Genomic DNA, 19,427 nt, shown 5'->3' on the forward strand with positions numbered 1-19,427 from the left:
TTGATGTCGCTGCTGTTGACCCTGAGCGGCTGCCAGACTCATCTGGCGCCGGCCTCTTACTCGCCTGATTACACCAGCCTGATCGGCGCCGACGGCCGCACCCGGATGCTGCCACGCGAATGCCTCAAGCCGCCGGCCGAAGACAGCATCGGCCTGGGTGAAGACTTCAAGCCGCTGTTGGCCCCGGGCTGCGCCAACAACCTGCTGCTGATGCAGATGGTCGAGCAGCGCGGCGACCTGACCCAGGGCCGCGCCACCGGGCCGACCATGGCCGCCCCGGTGGGACGCGCCGCGCAGGTGTACATCGATGGTTATGACCGCGAGGAACTGCGCCGCCGTCAGGCCGAGCAGCAAGCGGCCACCGCGACCCAGGGCGGTGGCCAGTGAGCGCTTCAGCGGCTGTCGACCAGACCCAGTTCGCGCGCCTGCAGGACCGGGTCCTTGATGGCTTTGATGCGCCGCGCTTCGACCAGCAGGGACTGGCGTTCGCTGGCCGGGATGTCTTCGAGGATCAGGGCGGCAGCGTCCTTGTCGTGGCCGGCCAGCACGGTGACCAGCAACTGATTGCGCTGATGGCGTGGCAGGACACGGGGCGACAGGCCGACGGCACGGATGGTGCTCAGGGCCTGTTCGTGCTGGCCGCCGAGGGCGTAGGCGAGGGCCAGGTTGCATTGGGTGTCGAGATCGTTGGGCGCCAGCTTCAGGCTGCTGCGAAAGGCCGACTGCGCCGCGGCAGCCTGGCCCCGCAGGATCTGTGCCACGCCCAGGCGATTGAAGGTCAGCGCCTGGGGCGCATCGACGGCGGCCTGAGTCAGCACCGTGACCGCGCGGTCGAGCTTGCCGCTGCGCAACTGCGCGGTGCCCAGCCCCAGCAGGGCTTCGCCGTTGTCGATCTGCAGTTCCAGCGCTTGCTGGTAGGCGCGTTCGGCGCCGCGATCATCGTGGGCGGCGAGCAGCGCATGGCCAAGCTTGAGCCAGGTATCGATGTTGGCTTCGGGCTGTTCGGTGGCACGCTGGTAGAGCGAGGCGGCCGAGGCCGGGTCACCGCGTTGTTCGAGGTCGGCGGCCAGGCCGATCAGGCGCTGGTAGCTGTTTTCGGGCGCGGCCTGTGGTGCCGGGGTGTGGCTGCAGGCGCTGAGCAACAGGGCGCTGGACAACAGCGAGCCCAGCAACAACTTCGCAGGTGCGTAACGGTGGGTCATGAACAGCACTCTTGGACGCAACGGAGCGGCCATTTTATCGGCTTGACGGGCAATAGCGACCCCTATGTTCAGCAATGTCGCGCAACCCGGCGCAGGGGGGCAGGACGATGAACTGGCCGGTAACGCTCGTGACCCTGAGCCTCGTCCTCAGCCTGGGCCCGATGGCCCATGCCGAAGCGGTTGCGAGCTCCACCGAACCTTCCGCAACGGCTGGCGAAGCCGCGGCCAAACCGCAGTGGTTCGACAGTCCCTACGCCTACGTGCTGGTGGAGCAGGATGTCCGCGCTGCCCTGCAGGAACTCGGTCACAACCTCGGTTTCGCCCTGGTGTTCTCCGACAAGGTCCGCGGCAAGGCCCGCAGCACCGTCCACGCTGCCACCGCCGGCGACTTCCTTACCCAACTGTGCGACAGCAACGGCCTGACCTGGTACTTCGACGGCAGTGTGCTGTACCTCAACAGCGATGACGAGGTCGCCACGCGCTTGTTCCAGGCCAGCCCGGCGCGGCTGCAAGCCTTGCGCGGCTACCTGAGCGCACTGGACGTCAGCGGCCCGCGCCTCGATCGGCGCGACGGCCCCGAGCCGGACGAACTGCTGGTCAGTGGCCCGCCGCCGTACCTGACGCTGGTCCAGCAACACGTCGATCACAGCGCGCCGCCACCCGCGCCGCCCATGCCTCGCGAGCGCGGCGTGCGGGTGTTTCGTGGCAGCGCAGTGAGCCAGCAATGAACCCGATCAATCCCCATCTGCCGAGCGGCAGATCACCCGCAAAAAAGGAGCACTACCCATGGCCGTGAATCCCGTCGACAGCAACACCGATGTCGGTACCAGCAGCGAAACCCAGTTCAACTCCGCGGTGGACAACGCCCAGAGCAGCGACATGACCGACGAAGAGTTCACCAACGAGCTGATCTCCCAGGCGGTGGTCGTCGGCGGTCAGTTCATCATCATGCCGCGCGCCCAGGAAATGCTGAATGAAGCCCAGTCGGACGACGATGACGAATAACCCGAGGTCCACACCATGACTGTCAGCCTCGCGGCTACTCCAGCGGCCGCTGCGCTACCGCCAGCGGCTTCGCCCGGTGCCCCCGGTGCGTCGCAGAACCTGTTCGAGCACATGGCCGAAACTGCCAAGAGCGCGCCCCAGGGTGCCAGCCCGACGCAGTTGGGCGACAGCCTGATGGAGCGCCTCAATGGCTTCATCGATCGGCAACGCGACTTCTCTCGACAGGCCGATTCGCTGACCCGCAGCAGTGCGCCAGGCGCCAGCCCGACCACTACCAATGGCGCAGGCAGCCCGCCCGCGCCCGTCACTGTGGCGCAAGGGCAACCGACGGCGCGGGTAGGCGATGGTCAGATCGATCAGATCGTCCATTCACTGGGGCGCATGTTCGACTACTCCATCGAAACCCAGATGGTGGTCCGCGGCGCCACGCAGATTTCCGGCTCGGCCAATACCTTGATCAAGGGGCAATGACCATGACCCGCCGCGTATTGCGCCTGACCTTGATGGTGGTACTCACCGGCCTGCTGCAGGCCTGCGACATCGACCTCTACACCAACCTTGGCGAGCGTGATGCCAACGCCATGTTGGCGGTGTTGCTGCGCGATGGCATTCCGGCGCAGCGCAAGGTCCAGGATAATGGCCAGCTCAAGCTGGTAGTCGACGAAAAACGCTTCGCCCAGGCCATGGCGGTGCTCGATGACGCAGGTCTGCCGGCGCAGACCTTCTCCAACATGGGCGAAGTGTTCAAGGGCAATGGCTTGGTCTCGTCACCGGTGCAGGAGCGGGCACAGATGGTCTTTGCCTTGAGCGAAGAGCTGTCCCACAGCGTGTCCGAGGTCGACGGCATCCTCTCGGCGCGGGTACATGTGGTGCTGCCGGACAACGACCTGCTCAAGCGGGTGATCTCACCGTCTTCGGCCTCGGTGCTGGTGCGCTACGACCCGCAGACCGACATCAATGTGCTGGTGCCGCAGATCAAGACGCTGATCGCCAACGCAATCTCCGGGCTCGACTACGACCGCGTATCGGTCACGGCGATCAAGGCGCGGATGCCCGCCAGCGGTGGCGCGCAACCGGCGATGGCGAGTTTCATGGGAATGTGGCTGCTGGAGCAGGACGTAAGCCGCGCACGCTGGCTGTTCGGCGTGCTGCTGGCGGTGGCGTTGGGGCTGGCCGGTTTCGTCGGTTGGCAAGCCTGGGTGCGGCGCCGCGCGCAATCGCTGTATGTGCTGGAGCAAGCGCCGTGAGCCCGCTTGTGGCCTGGCAGGCCTTGACTGCGCAGCCGCTGCGCTTCGTCGATCGGCAATCGCTGCGTGGCTGTTTCGCCCAGGTGCTGTCGGATCGGGCCATTGGCGAGATGACCGAGTCGGCGCGTTTCAGCACACGTTTGCTGGAGCTGTTGATGGCGCATTTCCAATTGGCGCCCCTAGCGACGCTGACGCCTGCCAGTGAAGCCGATCTGCCGGTCATGCTGTTGCCGCCCGCCACCTTCGACCGTTTGCCGCGTCTGTGCGGGGCGGTCTGGCATGCCGCAGCGTTGAGCCGCGAGGTACGCGGGGCGGTGGTCGGCGAATGGCGTGAGCAATTGGGCCCCGAGGTGTTCAATCTGGCGTTGCAGCATCGCGAATTGGGTGGTGCGGCGAACCTGTTGCGCAGCCCCGCCGAGCTGCTGACGGCCATCGAGCGGGACGGCCAGATCTGTGTGACCGATTGGTTTGCCGCGCAGCCCGCGCCGTTGCAAAAGTGGCTGGGTCTGCGCCTCGTTACCGGGCGAGCCGCAGATGCCGCTGGAGCGGGCGCTGCCCGCGAAGGGGTCAACCTGACCCCTCAAGAGATCCCGGCCGCAACACGTATCGACCTGGTTCGCCGCTTGGCCGCCGTGCTTCAGGCCGCGCTCGATGAACCCGCAGCGGAGCCCGCCGATGTCTCAACCCGATGACCTGATCAATAGCCTGGCGCCCCGACCGGCCAAGCGTATCCTGCGTGCCGCCGAGGCAGCGCAGTGGATCGACGGCTACGCCTTCATGCAGGCCGCCGAGCAGCATGCCAAACGTCTGCGCGATGACAGCGAAGCGACCCTGCGCCAGGCCCGTGACGATGCCTTCGCCCAGGCGCGCAAGGAGGGTGACGAACAGGTCGCGGCCTTGCTGGCCGACACCGCTGCGCGCGCCGATGCCTGGCTGTTGTCCTTGCAGCCATCGATCGCGGAACTGGCCGTGGCCATCGCCCGCGAGCTTATCGGCGAGCTGCCAGCCGCCGAGCGCGTGCTGCGCTGCACGCGTGAGGCGTTGTCTGCGTTCCGCCAGGATCAAGCCCTGACCTTGCACGCACCGCGCGCCGAGGTCGACGCCCTGCGTCGGCGGCTGGACCAGGAGGGGCTCGACCACATCCGCGTAGCCGCCGACGATCAGCTGGCGCCCGGGGACGCCTGCCTGTGCAGCCCGGTCGGCCGCGTCGAACTGGGCGTGGACACGCAGTTGCAGCAGATTCGCGCCACTCTGCTGGGGCAGGACGAGCAGGATGTGCGCCAATGAATACCTTCATGCCGGTAGAGGCTGGCGCCGATCCGCTGATCCAGCAGCTTCACCAACGCCTTGGCAACGCCTGTCCACGCCCGCTCAAAGGCACGGTGCGCAGTGTGCGCGGGGTCTTGCTGCGGGCCAACCTGGCCGGCGTACGCGTCGGCGAACTGTGCCAGTTGCATGACCCGGACAACCAGCAGCGGATGCTGGCCGAGGTGATAGGTTTCGATGAGGACGAAGCCATCCTGTCGCCTGTCGGATCGCTGCAAGGGTTGTCCAGCCGCACCTGGATCACCGCCACTGGCAAGGCGCTGGCCGTGCAGGCCGGTGATGGGCAATTGGGCCGGGTGATCGATGCCATGGGCGGCTATCTTGACGGCACGCCGCCCCCTGGCTTGCTGCATGCTCGCCCGCTGCACGCCGAGCCACCGCTGCCGTTCACGCGTCAGTTGATCGAGCGCCCGCTGCACCTGGGGGTGCGGGCTATCGACGGCTTGCTCACCGTCGCCCAAGGGCAACGGCTGGGGATCTTTGGCGAACCGGGCGTGGGCAAATCGTCGCTGCTGGCGAGCATCATTCGTCACAGCGATGCCGATGTCATCGTCATTGGCTTGATCGGCGAACGCGGCCGTGAGGTACGCGAACTGCTCGATGTGCAGCTCGACGCCCAGGCGCGTGCCCGCACCGTCGCAGTGGTGGCGACCTCGGACCGGCCTGCGGCGGAGCGCGTGCGTGCCGCCTATGTGGCCACCGCCCTGGCCGAGTATCACCGTGACCAGGGGCGCAGTGTGCTGCTGTTGCTCGACAGCCTGACGCGGTTCGCCCGCGCCCAGCGCGAGATCGGCCTGGCGGCGGGGGAGCCGCCGACGCGGCGGGGTTATCCGCCCTCCCTGTTTTCGGCGCTGCCACGGCTGCTCGAACGTGCCGGTCCGGGGCCCTCGGGCACCATCACCGCGTTGTACACCGTGCTGACCGAAGGCGATGTCGCCAGCGATCCGGTGGCAGAAGAGGCGCGTTCGATCCTGGACGGTCATATCGTCCTCAGCGCCGAGCTGGCGCAGCGTAACCATTTCCCCGCCATCGATGTGCTGCGCAGCCGCAGCCGCCTGATGGAGCAGGTGGCCAGTGCCGAGCAGCGCCAGTTGGCGGCGCGCATGCGCGACCTTATCGCCCGGCGACGAGACATCGACATGTTGATTCAAGTCGGCGAATACGTCGCCGGCAGCGACCCGCTGGCCGACGAGGCGATCGCCCGCCACGCGGCCATTCAGATGTTTCTGCGCCAGGCGCCGGATGATCATGCCGAGGCGCTGGCGCAATTGCGCAGGGTGTTCGCTTGATGTCCGTTGCCAGGAGTTACCCATGAACGCCAATCAGCTGCGTGAATTGAAGGCACTGCGGGTGCTGCGTGAACAGCGTGCCGCTCGTGAACTGAGCGCTCAGCAGCAACGCTGTCGTCAGGCTGAGGACGAGCGCGACATTGCGCGTCAGCATCTTTTCGAGCACCGCCAGGCGTTGGCTCGGGAAGCCGAGGCGCTGTACGGCAGGTTTTGCGAAGGCCTCTCGGTGCAGGCCTGGCAACACGCTCAGGAACATCTGCACAGCCTTGAACAGGACCGCCAGGCCTTGCAGGCCGAGCTCGGTAATATCGAGCAAGGGTTGCAGCAACAGCACCGGCAGCGCGATGCCTTGAGCCAGCAGCGCCTGCGTCGGCAACAACAGGCGGACCAGTGCCAGGACTTGCTGGATCGGCATCTGCGCGTGCAGCGCCACGACGCCGAGTCGAGCGAAGATGAGCTGCCCGGCGCAGCACCGGGGGCGCCACTATGAATGGTTGGGCGCAACAAACGCGAAATACCCCAGGCAGCTGCATGCTGATAGACGCGGCGGACGTCAGCCCACTGCAACTGCCGCAGTGGCCCCTGGAGCAGACCCACATCGCTTTGCACAACCGTTTGCACCTGCGCCGGGAGCCTTGGCAGGGCAGGGTGATGGGCGAGTCATTGCGGGTGCAGTGGGGTAGTGACGAAGCGACGTCTGCCAGCGACCATCTGCACCTGCCCTGTGCGCTGGGTGCGGCTCGTTTCAGCTTGAGCGTGCCCAGATCGCTGGCCCCTGCAGCGATAACAGGCCCCATGGACCTCGCCAGCAGTCTGCTGATCGAGCACAGCTGGCTGGCGCTGATCGAACCTTTGGAAGCGCTGTTTCAACTGCCGCTGCGTGTCCTTCCCAGCGTGCCTTTCGACACGCCCTTGCAGCTCGACCTGGTGCTGCAAGTGGGCGATACGCCGTTGCAATCCGCCTGTCTGCATATGGATGCAGCCAGCGCCACACTGATTGTCGATGTCCTTGATCGCTGTTGCCCGCCCACCCCCTCGGCTTTCGACACGCTGCCTGTAGCCGCCCGATTGAACGCCGGCGATGCGCCCTTGACCGTTGCCCAATGGCGCAGTCTGCGGCCCGGCGATGTGGTGATGCTCGACCAGGCCGCCGATGCGCACCCCAGTCTGGTGATCGGCGGATGCCTGCAGACGTCGGTGCAGATCGATGGCAGCCGCGTGCGTCTGCATCAGGCCCCATTCCCCTTGAACAGGAACCACTCCATGAGTACTCCCGACGCTACGGACGGCACCCTCGACAGCCTGCCCTTGACCCTCGTCTGTCAATTGGGCAGCCATGAACTGAGCCTCGCCCAGCTGCGGGAAATGGGCCCCGGCAGCATCTTGGCGCTGGCCACCGACGGCGAACGGGTGGATCTGATGATCAACGGCCGCCGAGTCGGCCAGGGCGAACTGGTGCGCATCGGCAGCGGCCTGGGTGTGCGCGTGTCGAGCCTGGCCACGTCATGAACGGCTACCAGCCCAACCTGATCGAAATCATCCTGGTGGTGGCGACCATCGGCCTGATCCCCTTGGCTGTGGTCACCCTCACCGGGTTCATGAAAATCTCCGTGGTGCTGTTCCTGATTCGTAACGCCCTTGGCGTGCAGCAAACGCCGCCCAACCTGGTGCTTTACGGTATCGCGCTGATCCTGTCGGTGTACGTCACCACACCGCTGATCGGCGAGATGTATCACCAGGTTCAGGGCAGGCAGTTGGACATGCAGAACGTCGAACAGCTCAAGGAGCTCGGCGATGCCTTGCGCCCGCCGTTGCAGGCGCACCTGTCGCGTTTCGCCAACGAAAGCGAGCGCGGTTTTTTCGTTCAGGCCACCGAGACACTCTGGTCGCCGCAGGCCCGCGCCGACTTGCGCGACGACGACCTGGTGGTGCTGGTGCCGGCTTTCGTCAGCTCGGAGCTGACTCGCGCCTTCGAGATCGGTTTTCTGCTGTACATCCCGTTTCTGGTGGTGGATCTGCTGGTGGCCAATGTGCTAATGGCCATGGGCATGTCGATGGTGTCGCCGACGCTGATTTCCATACCGCTGAAAATATTCCTGTTCGTGGCAATCAGCGGCTGGTCGCGGCTGATGCACGGGCTCATTCTTAGCTACGGGTGAAACCATGGGCCAGGACGTTTTTCTATCGTTGATGAAACAGGCGCTGATGACCGTGCTGCTGTTGTCGGCGCCAGCCTTGGCGGTGGCCATTATCGTCGGCTTGAGTGTCGGCCTGTTGCAGGCGCTCACGCAGATCCAGGACCAGACCTTGCCGCAGGTGGTCAAGCTGGTGGCGGTGCTGCTGGTGATCGTCTTCGTCGGGCCGCTGCTGGCCGGGCAGGTCGCCGCGCTCGGCAGCCAGGTGCTCGACAATTTCCCGCTGTGGACGCGCTGAGCGGCGATGGATATCGGCTTCCCCAGTGCCTTCGTCGAGTTGGCGTACCCTACCATCAGCTCCGCCTCGCTGGCGGCCAGCCGAGCCATGGGCCTGGTGATGGTCACGCCGGCGTTCAATCGCCTGGGCCTGACCGGGATGATCCGCACTTGCGTGGCGCTGGCCATATCGGTGCCGATGCTGCTGCCGGTATTTCAGGCCTTCACCGCCATGCCCGAACACAACGGTTTTTTCATTGCCGGATTGATGGTCAAGGAGTTCCTGATCGGCGTGTTGATCGGGCTGCTGTTCGGCATTCCGTTCTGGGCGGCGCAAATGGCCGGCGAGCTGGTGGACCTGCAGCGCGGCTCGACCATGCAGCAACTGCTCGACCCCAGCGGCTCGGGTGAGTCGAGCGTCATGGCGACCTTGCTGACGGTGATGCTGATCACGCTGTTTTTCATGTCGGGGGGCTTCATTCTGATGGTCGGCGGTTATTACCACAGCTACCAGTTATGGCCGGTCACCGCCTTCACGCCGCTGTTCGCCAGCTCGGCATTGATAGCCATTCTGTCGATTCTCGATCAGGTGATGCGCATCGGCGTGCTGATGGTGTCGCCGCTGCTGATCGCCATGCTGATCACCGACCTCATGCTCGCCTACCTGTCGCGCATGGCGCCCAATTTCCACATCTTCGATTTGTCGCTGCCGGTCAAGAACCTGTTTTTCTCGGTGTTGATGGTGATCTATATCGGCTTTTTGATCCCGGTGATGCTTGACCAGTTGGCGGCCTTTCGCGGTACCGTCGAGGTGCTCAAGACGCTCTCGGGAGTGGGCCAATGACCGGGCGCGGCCATGGCTGATACCAGCGAAGAGAAATCCCAGCCGGCCACCGACAAAAAGCTGCGCGAAGCCCGCACCAAGGGCCAGGTAGCCAAGAGTCAGGATCTGGTCTCGGCCATGGTCATCCTTCTGTGCACCTTGTGCATCGCGCTGCTGGTGGCCCGTGCTCAGGCCCAGGTCAGCGCGTTGGTGGATCTGGTGGCGCAGTTGTACATCGAGCCTTTCGCCAGCGTCTGGCCGCGGGTGATCGATCTGGCCGAGCAGATCCTCCTGGACCTGACGCTGCCGGTGGTGGCGGTCACGGTAGGGGCCGTGATCCTCACCAACCTGATCACCATGAAGGGCGTGGTATTCGCCGTCGAGCCGATCAAGCCGGACTTCAAGCGGATCAACCCGGCTGAAGGCTTCAAGCGCTTGTTCGCGATGCGCAACTTCGTCGAGTGCATCAAGGGGCTGGTCAAGGTCAGCTTGTTGGGACTGGCGTTTTATGTAGTCGGACGTCAAGCGCTGCAAGCGCTGATGGAGGCCTCGCGGTGCGGTGCGGGGTGCATCGAATCGACTTTTTATGCGGTGCTCAAGCCCCTGGTGTTCACCGTGCTGGCGGCGTTCCTGTTGCTGGGGGCGGTGGACGTGCTGATGCAGCGTTGGTTGTTCGGCCGCGACATGAAGATGACTCGCAGCGAACAGAAGCGCGAGCGCAAGGACACTGACGGAGACCCGCTGATCAAGCGCGAGCGACGCCGCCAGCGTCAGGAAATGCAAGCCTTCGCGACGCAGTTGGGTCTGGGCCGCGCTTCATTGATGGTCGGCGATGGCAGCGGCTGGCTGGTGGGGCTGCGCTATGTGCGCGGCGAAACGCCGGTACCGGTGGTGGTGTATCGGGTCGACCAGACCCAGGCCCGGCAAAGCTTGCTGGACGCCACCGCCTTGGGCATCGCTATCGCTGCCGACCAGGCGCTGGCGGCCGACATCGCCCGGCGCGCGGTGGCCGGTGATCCGATCCCGGATCACTGCTTTCAGGCAGTGGCCGACCTCTTGGTGGCGGCACGCTTGATCTAGCGTGCCAGGTTGCCCTGCAGGCGACGTGGCAAGGGCGGTGCATCCAGACGCTGGGCGTCGGCGGCGATGCGCGTAACCCAGAAGCCCAGGCCATGCCGGTGCGCCTGGTCGCTTGCCTGCGCCAGCAGGTCCTGCAGACGCTCAGTGCTGGGCGGCAGGCTCTGGCGGCGCAGCAGTTGCGCCTTTACCCGCAGCAACTCCGGCACGTACCACAGCTCCTCGCGGCTGCGCACCAGGGTGAGGGTTTCTTCGAGCATCTCCAGTCCGAGTTCTTCCAGCCCCAGCAGCGCCAGACCGTGCGCATACTCACATCGCAGCAGGCTGTAGAGCGGCGAATGGCCCTGATCGCGCAGTTGGTTCAGCGCTTCGCCGAGCTGCGGTACGCCCGCCTGTGGCGAGCCGTCACGAATCGCCAGGATGCTGTCGAAGCAGCGCCCCAGTTGCCGCCACAGATGCAGCTCGCGGCCCTGGCTGCTGTCCTTGAGCAGGGTCAACAATTGCCGAGTCTTGTGCAGGCTGCCGACCATCAGGGTGATGGGGATGGCGCTCAGGCACAGGGTGTACCACAGGCTGGCGGGATGGCAGAGGTTGATAGCGTCCTGGACGTTGCCGTCGACCGTCAGCAGCGCCTGGCCGACATTGCCTTCGAGCAGTTGCACCTGGGCCAGCAGCGAGCGCGTGGCGATGCGTTGGTCGAAATGCATTTCCACCAGATGGGAGCGGGCGCATAGCGGCGAGCTCAGGGCTTGCGCCACCGCCTGGCGGGCACCGGCAAGGTCGGCCATGTAGAACAGCGGCACCGCGCGCATGCGCATGCCGAGCATCTGTCGATCGCCTTGCAGCGGCTCGCGTGCGAGGGTCAGGAACTGCTCGGCCAGGGTCAATGCCTGGCGATGCTGGTTGGTGCAGATACGGTCATTCCACAGGCCCCAGATCGCGCGCAAGGCGCTGTCGGTGTCGCCCAGGGCATCGGCATCGATGCGCACCTGGGCCCAGGCTTCGCGCATCTGGCCGCTGGCGCCGTAGGTGAGCATCAACAGGCTGGCGCTGACGGTGAGCAGGCGCATGCGCTGGCGGGCCGTGGCGGGCGGCTCGAGCGGCGCCTTGCGCAGCCCTTGCTTGACCCATTCGTGGCATTCACCGATCAGCGACATGCGCAACAGCAGCGGTGCGCCCAGCAGCGTCAGCTCGACCGCCAACGGCCGATCGCCGGCTTCGGCATAGGCCCATTGCAGGGCTGCGCGCAGGGTGTCGATCTCGACCGCATACTGGTTCAGCCACAGCTCGGGCCGCAGCCGGTCCAACTGTTGATTGCCGCGGTGCATGAGTTTCAGCGCCCACAACGAGTGACGATGGAATACCGCGCGGCCGTCGCCGGTTTCATCGAGTTTCTGCAAGGCATACAGCCGCGTGGTCTCGAGCAATCGATAGCGTTTGCCATGGGGGTGTTCGGTCAGGCTCAACAGCGATTTGTCGATCAGGCTTTCAAGCAGCGGCAGGGCATCGCGCACATCGTTCAGGCCGATATCGATCACCGCCTTGACCGCTTCGAGGCTGAAGGAGCCCTTGAACACCGCCAGTTGTTGCAGCAGCGCTTGTTCGTCGACGCTGAGCATGGCGTAGGTCCAGTCGAGCGCGGCGCTCAAGGAGCGTTGGCGTGCCAGTGCAGTCCGGCGGCCGGTCATCTGCAAGCGAAAACTGCCGTCCAGCAGGCCGACCAGATCGTGCAGGCCGAACGCGCGCACACGCGCCGCTGCCAGCTCGATGGCCAGCGGGTTGCCGTCGAGCTTGCGACAGATGCTGGCGATATCGTCGAGGTCGGCCGCCGTAAACACGAAATCGGCATCGAAACCGCGCACCCGTTGCATGAACAGTTGCATGGCCGGATAGTGCTCGACGTCTTCGATGCGCAAGCGCCGGCTTTCGCCTGGGGCGGGCAGGGGGGCAAGCTCGTGCACCTGCTCGCAGGCGGCGCGCAGGGGTTCGCGGCTGGTGACCAGTACGTGGATGCGCGGGCTGTGCCGCAGCAAGGTTTCGACCGCCAGTGCCGTGGGCTCGAGCACGTGCTCGGCGTTGTCGAGCACCAGCAGCAGGTGGCTGTCGCCCAGGGCGTCGGCCAGCTCCTGCAAGGGCGTGGCGGTTTCGGTAGCGATGCCCAGAGCGCAGGCGATCATGCCTTGTACCGGCTGCGGGGCGTCGATGGGGGCCAGGTCGATGAAACGCACGCCATTGGCGAAATGCGCTTGCAAGCGGTCCGCCAGGGCCAGGGCCACGGTGGTCTTGCCCATGCCAGCGGCGCCGGTGAGAGTGAGCAGTCGATGCATTTGAAGTTGCGCGGTCAAGGCGTCGAGCAGGGCTTCACGGCCGACTGCGATAACGGCGCCGGGCATGCCCGGCGCTGCGCCCGTCGTGCTGGCGATGGTCAATGGCGGCTGGGGCGGGGGCGCTGGAGCCGCGGCGGTTTCTGTGGCCGGAGTTGCGGCAGCCGGCGGTACGCTTGCCGCCGCCCGCAAAGGCGCACTGAAGCGATAACCGCGGCCCGGCACGGTGCTGATGCAAGAAAGATCGTTTTCGGTGCCCAGTACCCGCCGCAAGCTGACGATCTGCGCCCGCAGATTGCACTCTTCGACCACCGCGCGAGGCCAGGCCAAGGCCAGCAATTCCTGCTTCTCGAACAGCTCGCCCGGGCGACTGGCCAGAGCGACCAGCAACGCCATGGCGCGGCTGCCGACGGTGACCGGCTGGCCGTCGCGCAACAGCAGGTGCTGTCGCGAGTACAGCGCGAAGGGACCAAAGCACAGCGGGGCTTCGGCCTGGTCGAAGGGCTCTGGAACGATGTCGATGGAAGTCGCGGAGGTTGGCGTATGAGCATTCATAACGAAAAACCTTCTGTCCTGGCGGGCCGTGTTCGTTACCGAACAGCCGCTCTTTATTTTCCTGCGGTCGGTTGACCGTGCTTGCAAAACGCGCAGTGCACCATCGATGGGCAGTTGTTGCGGGGAGTCGCTGGGGCTCCTCTGCGAAAAGAGGGGTCAAGTGAAAAGTTGTTTAAATTTATAGCAGGTTATGTGCCATTTGTTACAAATAAGCACGGAAGGTGGGGCGTTGCGCCCCGCAGGCTGCAAATTTGTGTGGCAGGTCGCAAACGCAACAAGGGGGCTTGGCCCCGATGAACTTTCCCGCAGCGCAATGTCCGGGAAATTCATCGGGCGCAAGCCCCCTCGCTACAAGAAGGTGTTACTTCAGTCGCGGGTAGCGTGTGCCCAGCGCATGTCCTGGCGCGGCGCACGCACCTTGATGCGCGACTTGGCCTTGGTCAGCACCGGCTCGTGCACTGGCTCCGGATCACGCAGGAAGCTCATCATCACCGCGCTCAGCGCATACAGGCCAGTGAACGCCCAGACCACTCCGGCGAGGCCGAAGCGCGCGTCGAAGATCGCCACTACCGCCGGCCCGACCCAGGTCGAAGCGCCGGCCCCCAGGCTCAACACCGACAGCGCCGCCGCTTTGTTCTGCGGTGCCAGCGCCGGTGCCAGTGCCGACAGCGGCACGAAGCACGCCAGCGTCAGGCCGTAGAACGCGCCGAACACCGAGGCCAGCAGGAAGTTGTCCGGGAAGGCCTGGGGCATGAAGAAGAACAACGGCGTGCTGATGGTGCTGCCCACCGCGCCCAGCCACAGGATGGTGTTGCGGTAGCCGATGCGTGTGCTGATCACGCTGGAGGTCAGGTTGCCGATGATGTTGAAGACGAAGACGATGGTCAGCAGGCGCAGCCATTGCTCCAGGCTGAAGCCGACGGTGTCCATGAAGAACGCGGGCATGACGATCAGAAAGCCGAACATCGACGAGGTGTTGATGACCCGCACCAGGCCCACGAGCGTGACCTTGGGGCTGGTCCACATGATGGTGATGTTCTTGGTCATGGAGCGCAGCGGTTTCTCCCCCTCGGGCGCCAGGCGGCGCATGCCGTGAGCGTCACGCATGCCGATCAATCCGACCAGGCCGCCGAAGACTACCAGCGCGAACGACAGCCAGAACGTCTGCAGGGCGCCGATCAGCGGAATGGCGAAACTCGCCACCAGCGAACCCAGGGTCGGCAGGCCGGCGGCGTAGGCCACCCAGAACCAGCCCACCGCCAGACCCATCTTGCGCGATGGCGTCGCGGCCGCGATCCACACCAGAAAGCCGTAAGCGAACAGCGGGTAGCCGAAGCCGCGCAGGCCATAGGTGAGCAGGATCATCGGGTAGCTGACTTTCTCCAGGCCGTAGATCAGGAACAGTGTCTCGAAGGTGCTCCAGATGACCAGCCCGAGGATCATCACGCGCTTCGGCCCCCAGAGACTCGACAGCGCACCGGCCAGCCAGGACGAAATCGCCACGGTCACGCCGTAGAGGGTGAAGACCACGGCGATGCGATCGTCGGCCATGCCGTGATCACTGAGGAAGGGTGAGAGGTAGCCGAGTTCGACACCGTCGCCGATCATGAAGATCAGCAAGCCGACGAAACCCCAGAACATGGGGTAGGGAATGCCCAGCATCTTGCAGAAGCGGGCGAGGGGAGTGTTCGGAGTGGATTGATCGCTCAATGTCACGTTCCTTTTTGTTGCACGGCGTTGGCGTACGCCGAATGAATGGCCTCTATGAGGTTGAAGGGCAGACTCGATGACACGGCGATCCACAGGTGTTGCGGACGGGGCGAACGAGCAAAATGGCAACCGTTGCAGGATCGCCGGCGGTCGGCGTCCGATGCCCTGTGAATCTATGTTTTTTATAGATGTTCGAGCGGGTTGCCTTTTTGTTATCGCACCTGAATCGCTTCAGTGCAACCGCGCGCAGGGCGCTGGGGTGCGACATCGCGCCCGGTTGTCGAGGGCGCAGGCCAGAGGGGGTGGGGGCTGAGGATGTTTCAAAAAATTTCACAAAAAGTGGCTTTTAGCCTTGCTCTTTACGAAGGGGAAAACATTCCCGAGGAAAAACGTAAGTATCGTAAATCCGCTTTTAACGCGGATGATTCTCACTACCCTGACTGACTTCGCGCCGTTCCCGGCGCCTGGTTTTCAGGATCTGCCATGTCCCGTCTTCTCGCTCCATCCACCCTGGCGGTCGGTTGCTGCTCGCTCTACAGCGCAGCGCTGAGTGCCGAAATTGCCCCTTTGGAATTGCCCAACCAGGTGGTCACCGCTTCGGGCTTCAGCCAGCAACTCAAGGACGCGCCGGCCTCCATCACGGTGATCACCCACGAGCAGCTCGCCAGCAAGTCCTATCGCGACGTCACCGATGCGCTGCGCGACGTCCCGGGCGTCGAAGTGACCGGTGGCGGCAGCAGCAGCGATATCAGGATCCGTGGCATGTCGTCCCAGTACACCTTGATCCTGGTCGACGGCAAACGTCAGGACTCTCGTGCTACACGGCCCAATAGTGACAACTCGGGCATCGAGCAGGGCTGGTTGCCGCCGTTGGCTGCCATCGAGCGCATCGAGGTGGTAAGGGGGCCGATGTCGTCGCTGTATGGCTCCGATGCCATGGGCGGGGTCATCAACGTGATTACCCGCAAGGTCTCGGGGCACTGGTATGGCAATGTTCGCAGTGAAGTGACCCTGCAGGAGCGCTCCGATTCGGGTAACTACAACAGCACCGACGTGTTCGCGTCCGGGCCGTTGATCGATGGCCTTTTGGGCCTGCAGCTGTCCGGCCAGCGCAGTCGGCGCGACGAGGATCGCTTCGTCAACGGCTTCAAGGAGCAGTCCACCGACGGCGGTACCGCGAAGCTGTCGTTGACCCCGGACAGTGCCAACGAAATCACCCTCGAAGGCGGTCACACGCTACAGCAGCGCGACAGCCATCGCGGACGCGCCGGCACCAGGGACAGCCACAACAATTACGCCCGTACCCACTTCGCCCTCAGCCATTCCGGGCGCTGGGATACGCTGCACAGCGACAGCTATATCCAGTTCGACCGCAGCACAAATCCCGGGCGCGAGATGGACCTGCGCACCACACTGCTCAACACGCAGATGTCGTATTTCAGCGATCGCCACATCACTACCCTCGGCGGTCAGTACCTGTATGAAGACCTGCAGGACCAGGGCAATCAGTTGGAGGCAGGCGCTGGCCTGAGCACGCTCACGCGTTGGTCTTGGGCGCTGTTCGCCGAGGATGAATGGCGGCTTACCGAGGACTTCGCGCTCACCGCTGGCCTGCGCCTGGATCAGGACCAGAATTACGGCGGGCACTGGTCGCCACGGCTGTATGGCGTCTATCACCTGGGCAGCCAATGGACGCTCAAGGGCGGGGTTTCCACCGGCTATCGTTCACCCGATATCCGTGCCGCCGTCGACAACTGGGGGCAGATCACCGGCGGCGGTGGCGACCCGGCCATCATCGTGGGCAACTCGAAGCTCAAGCCCGAGACCACCGTCAGCCAGGAGTTGGGTGTGATCTGGGACAACCAGCAAGGAGTCAGCGCCGGGCTGACGTTGTTCCGCACCGACTTCAAGGACCGGATCACCAGCCAGCGCCGCTGCATCGACAGCACCGGCAACGCTTCCGGCCAATGCATGATCGGTTCCACCGCGTACAAATTCATCAGCGACCGCATCAACATCGATCAGGCGCAGCTGCACGGCATCGAGGCGACCCTGGATTGGCAACTGTCCGAACGCCTGTCGCTGGCCGGCAACTACACCTTTACCGGTTCCGAACAGGGCACCGGCATGCTCAAGGGCCGGCCGCTGAACGACACCCCGCGCCATATGTTCAATACCACGCTGGACTGGCGAACCACCGACCGCCTGGCCACCTGGACACGGCTCAACTACCGCGGCAGCAGTGTCGAATACGATCGCAAGGGCAAGGCTATGCACGAGCCCGCCCACACCTTCGTCGATGTGGGTGCTACCTACAAGGTCACTCCGGATCTGAAGCTGCTGGCGGGGGTATACAACGTGCTCGACAAGGAGGTGCGCTTCGATGAGTACGACAAGGTGCTCGATGGCCGACGTTACAGCGTAGGGGTGGATTGGGCGATCTAAGCTGGGCGGGTAGTTCCCGGTGGCTGCAGAATCGTTGAGAGTCTGCGTCGATGCCCAAGCGTCGACGCAGTGTATATTTCGGCCGCTTTTTCCAGGCTAAGCGAGCGCGGCCAAGTGCGTGATCGTCTCCGGAAATTGCTGTACCAGGCGTATCAAGGTTGTCGCCTGAGCATTCGGGCGGGCGCGGCCTTGTTCCCAGTTCTCAAGCGTTCGGGCATTGGTACGTAGATACATTGCGAACAGCGGACGGGACAGGTTCAGTTGTTCGCGGATGGCAACGAGTTCGTCGGCGGCAATCGTGGTCAGCTCCTTCAATTGGACCTTATGAGTCCGCAGCGTGGCTTTTCCTTCGCGATCCTGAGCCAGGGACTCGAAGCCTTGCACCAGTTCAGCGAAAATGTCGCGTTTCATAAGGATTTCCTCGCTTTCAGTTCGACGTCGAGCATCTGCTTGAGCTGCCTTTTTTGTACAGCGGTCAGGTTGTCCTGGGTGTTTGAAAGGGTAACCATGTCGAGCTCTTGGGGCGGCTGAGGTCGACAAGACTTTGCACAATACTCAAAGCCCGGTATGTCAGGCGTTTCCGAGCAGATGTCGGACATTTCCGAAACTTGGTTTCGGAGCTCGGGCAGGGACCGGATCAAACCGCGCCATCGACACCCGTCGTCGGCACCACAGGCAACGCCTCGACGAAGCGCCGAATACGCTCGCAGGCCTCGGCCAGCTGGGCCTCTGCGAGGGTGAACGAAAGCCGCACGAAGCCCGCCGCCGGTGCGCCGAACGCCGCGGCGTCGAGCACCGCTACGCCGGTTTCACGGAACAGCCGCCAGGCGAAATCCAGCGAACCGAGGCCAGTGCCACGCACGTCCACCAGCACAAACATCCCGGCATCGGGGGTGAGTACCGCCAGGCGCGGGCATTGGCTGAGGCTGGCGACCACCCGATCACGGCGCTGGCGGTACACGTCGCGCATCTGCGCGGTCACCTCATCATGGGCCGCGAGCGCCGCCAGCGCGGCCTTCTGCACAAAACCCGGCAGGCCATAGGTCATGCACAGCATCAGGGTCTCAATATGGCCGATCAGCACCGGCTCGGCGATCACCCAGCCGACCCGCCAGCCGGTCATGGCGTGAGACTTGGACAGGCTGCCGACCACCACGCAGCGTTCGGCCATGCCCGGCAGCGCCGCGAGGCTGCGGTGCGGCATCTCGTAGGCGAGGCTTTCATAGACCTGGTCTTCGATGATCCACAAGTCATGGGCGACCGCCAGCTGCGCCAATACGCTCAGCTCTTCGGCATTGAGCACCACGCCGGTGGGGTTGTTCGGGTTGGCCAGAAAGATCCCCCGCGTACGGGGCGACAGGGCCGCCGTCAGCGCTTGCGCATCGAGCCGAAAGCCACCGTCGGCCGGGCAGGGCACACGCACCAGAGTCGCGCCGCTGGCCTGCAGCGTCGCTTCATAGGTGACGTACATCGGCTCCAGCACCAGGACTTCGTCCCCCGGCTTGAACAGGCACAGGGAGGCTGCGAACAGGGCGTTCTGCGCACCCACTGCGGTGCACACCTGTTCCGACGCCAGCGGCCGTTGCCAGAGGCGAGCGTAACGCTGGGCAATGGCCTCGCGCAGCGCCGGGCGGCCGGGGATTTCGCAATAGTGGGTGTCGCCAGCGCGCAGTGCCTGCACGGCGGCGTCGGTGATGAAGTCAGGGGTGGCGAAGTCCGGATCGCCGACACTCAAGACGATCACGTCCTGGCCTTCGCGCTGCGCCTTGACCGCAGCGTGGTGGATATCCCAGGCGGCGACGCCTTGGCCCGCGATACGGTCGGTGAAGGGGGAATAGCGCATGTTCTCTCCTTGAATGACACCGCACAAAGGCCGAGCGGTACTTGATCGGACCGGCGGCTGCGGCCAACCATAAGAGAAACCGAACGGTTGTTCAACAGTGCTTGCGCAGTCCGCCGGATGTGCCCGTGAGCCTGTTCAGAGCGACATAAACATCCCTTATCCAGCCCATA

At 64.5% G+C, this 19,427-nt stretch carries 19 protein-coding genes and 1 pseudogene; 15 read left to right on the plus strand and 5 right to left on the minus strand.

The features are described from left to right. The first annotated feature begins 3 nt into the window (after nucleotides 1-3). A complete protein-coding gene (locus AC3WJP_RS16940) occupies nucleotides 4-387 on the plus strand; it encodes a hypothetical protein (protein ID WP_493721952.1) in 384 nt (127 codons plus the stop codon). Between the two features lie 5 nt (nucleotides 388-392). On the opposite strand, the gene AC3WJP_RS16945 is transcribed toward AC3WJP_RS16940, so the two are convergent. After that, nucleotides 393-1,202 (minus strand): tetratricopeptide repeat protein, encoded by an 810-nt coding sequence (locus tag AC3WJP_RS16945; protein WP_493721903.1) that lies wholly within the window; start codon nucleotides 1,200-1,202, stop codon nucleotides 393-395. Nucleotides 1,203-1,363: 161 nt separating this feature from the next. On the opposite strand from AC3WJP_RS16945, the gene AC3WJP_RS16950 reads away from it, so the two are divergent. The 13 genes from AC3WJP_RS16950 to AC3WJP_RS17010 are packed head-to-tail and all read left to right on the plus strand — an operon-like array spanning nucleotide 1,364 to nucleotide 10,383. Further along, nucleotides 1,364-1,930: a type III secretion protein gene (locus tag AC3WJP_RS16950; protein ID WP_493721951.1), complete on the plus strand. Its 567-nt coding sequence runs from the start codon at nucleotides 1,364-1,366 to the stop codon at nucleotides 1,928-1,930. 58 nt (nucleotides 1,931-1,988) lie between these two features. Next, nucleotides 1,989-2,207 carry a hypothetical protein gene (locus AC3WJP_RS16955; RefSeq protein WP_493721902.1) on the plus strand — a complete coding sequence of 73 codons (219 nt, stop codon included), beginning with the start codon at nucleotides 1,989-1,991 and terminating at the stop codon, nucleotides 2,205-2,207. A 15-nt stretch (nucleotides 2,208-2,222) separates the two neighbouring features. Further along, the gene (locus tag AC3WJP_RS16960) at nucleotides 2,223-2,678 is read left to right on the plus strand and encodes a hypothetical protein (protein ID WP_493721901.1); all 456 of its coding nucleotides are present in this window, start codon (nucleotides 2,223-2,225) and stop codon (nucleotides 2,676-2,678) included. After that, nucleotides 2,675-3,454, plus strand: coding sequence for a type III secretion system inner membrane ring lipoprotein SctJ (sctJ, locus tag AC3WJP_RS16965; protein ID WP_493721900.1), 780 nt, complete (start codon nucleotides 2,675-2,677; stop codon nucleotides 3,452-3,454). Before AC3WJP_RS16960 ends, sctJ begins: the two co-directional genes overlap by 4 nt. Further along, nucleotides 3,451-4,146 carry a type III secretion protein gene (locus AC3WJP_RS16970; protein ID WP_493721899.1) on the plus strand — a complete coding sequence of 232 codons (696 nt, stop codon included), beginning with the start codon at nucleotides 3,451-3,453 and terminating at the stop codon, nucleotides 4,144-4,146. The genes sctJ and AC3WJP_RS16970 overlap by 4 nt, the downstream gene beginning before the upstream one ends. Nucleotides 4,147-4,150: 4 nt before the next feature. Next, entirely contained in the window at nucleotides 4,151-4,741 is a 591-nt protein-coding gene (locus AC3WJP_RS16975; RefSeq protein WP_493721950.1) for a FliH/SctL family protein, read from the plus strand. Beyond that, complete coding sequence (locus tag AC3WJP_RS16980; protein ID WP_493721898.1) at nucleotides 4,738-6,069, plus strand: FliI/YscN family ATPase; 1,332 nt, start codon at nucleotides 4,738-4,740, stop codon at nucleotides 6,067-6,069. Before AC3WJP_RS16975 ends, AC3WJP_RS16980 begins: the two co-directional genes overlap by 4 nt. A 22-nt stretch (nucleotides 6,070-6,091) precedes the next feature. Next, on the plus strand, nucleotides 6,092-6,559 hold the full coding sequence (locus AC3WJP_RS16985) for a hypothetical protein (RefSeq protein ID WP_493721897.1): 468 nt from the start codon (nucleotides 6,092-6,094) through the stop codon (nucleotides 6,557-6,559). Between the two features lie 41 nt (nucleotides 6,560-6,600). Then, a complete protein-coding gene (gene sctQ, locus AC3WJP_RS16990) occupies nucleotides 6,601-7,578 on the plus strand; it encodes a type III secretion system cytoplasmic ring protein SctQ (RefSeq protein WP_493721896.1) in 978 nt (325 codons plus the stop codon). Continuing rightward, complete coding sequence (gene sctR, locus AC3WJP_RS16995) at nucleotides 7,575-8,228, plus strand: type III secretion system export apparatus subunit SctR (RefSeq protein ID WP_493721895.1); 654 nt, start codon at nucleotides 7,575-7,577, stop codon at nucleotides 8,226-8,228. The genes sctQ and sctR overlap by 4 nt, the downstream gene beginning before the upstream one ends. Nucleotides 8,229-8,232: 4 nt before the next feature. Next, nucleotides 8,233-8,502 carry an EscS/YscS/HrcS family type III secretion system export apparatus protein gene (locus tag AC3WJP_RS17000; protein WP_493721894.1) on the plus strand — a complete coding sequence of 90 codons (270 nt, stop codon included), beginning with the start codon at nucleotides 8,233-8,235 and terminating at the stop codon, nucleotides 8,500-8,502. A 6-nt stretch (nucleotides 8,503-8,508) separates the two neighbouring features. After that, nucleotides 8,509-9,324 carry a type III secretion system export apparatus subunit SctT gene (sctT, locus tag AC3WJP_RS17005; protein WP_493721893.1) on the plus strand — a complete coding sequence of 272 codons (816 nt, stop codon included), beginning with the start codon at nucleotides 8,509-8,511 and terminating at the stop codon, nucleotides 9,322-9,324. Between the two features lie 12 nt (nucleotides 9,325-9,336). Beyond that, complete coding sequence (locus AC3WJP_RS17010; RefSeq protein WP_493721892.1) at nucleotides 9,337-10,383, plus strand: EscU/YscU/HrcU family type III secretion system export apparatus switch protein; 1,047 nt, start codon at nucleotides 9,337-9,339, stop codon at nucleotides 10,381-10,383. On the opposite strand, the gene AC3WJP_RS17015 is transcribed toward AC3WJP_RS17010, so the two are convergent. Together AC3WJP_RS17015 and AC3WJP_RS17020 are read right to left on the minus strand one after the other, a co-directional pair. Beyond that, nucleotides 10,380-13,259, minus strand: a complete 2,880-nt coding sequence (locus tag AC3WJP_RS17015; RefSeq protein WP_493721891.1) for an ATP-binding protein — start codon at nucleotides 13,257-13,259, stop codon at nucleotides 10,380-10,382. The genes AC3WJP_RS17010 and AC3WJP_RS17015 overlap by 4 nt on opposite strands. Nucleotides 13,260-13,625: 366 nt before the next feature. Then, the gene (locus AC3WJP_RS17020; protein WP_493721890.1) at nucleotides 13,626-14,969 is read right to left on the minus strand and encodes an MFS transporter; all 1,344 of its coding nucleotides are present in this window, start codon (nucleotides 14,967-14,969) and stop codon (nucleotides 13,626-13,628) included. Nucleotides 14,970-15,452: 483 nt separating this feature from the next. Here AC3WJP_RS17020 and AC3WJP_RS17025 point away from each other — a divergent pair, with 483 nt between their 5' ends. Further along, a complete protein-coding gene (locus AC3WJP_RS17025) occupies nucleotides 15,453-17,414 on the plus strand; it encodes a ligand-gated channel protein (protein ID WP_493721889.1) in 1,962 nt (653 codons plus the stop codon). Nucleotides 17,415-17,510: 96 nt separating this feature from the next. On the opposite strand, the gene AC3WJP_RS17030 is transcribed toward AC3WJP_RS17025, so the two are convergent. Both AC3WJP_RS17030 and AC3WJP_RS17035 read right to left on the minus strand, forming a co-directional pair. After that, a complete protein-coding gene (locus AC3WJP_RS17030) occupies nucleotides 17,511-17,825 on the minus strand; it encodes a helix-turn-helix domain-containing protein (RefSeq protein ID WP_493721888.1) in 315 nt (104 codons plus the stop codon). 262 nt (nucleotides 17,826-18,087) lie between these two features. Next, nucleotides 18,088-19,257 (minus strand): annotated as a pseudogene (locus AC3WJP_RS17035) (pyridoxal phosphate-dependent aminotransferase); the annotation flags it as partial. Nucleotides 19,258-19,427: the final 170 nt, after the last annotated feature.

Source organism: Pseudomonas sp. GW821-FHT01A09 (assembly GCF_058986725.1).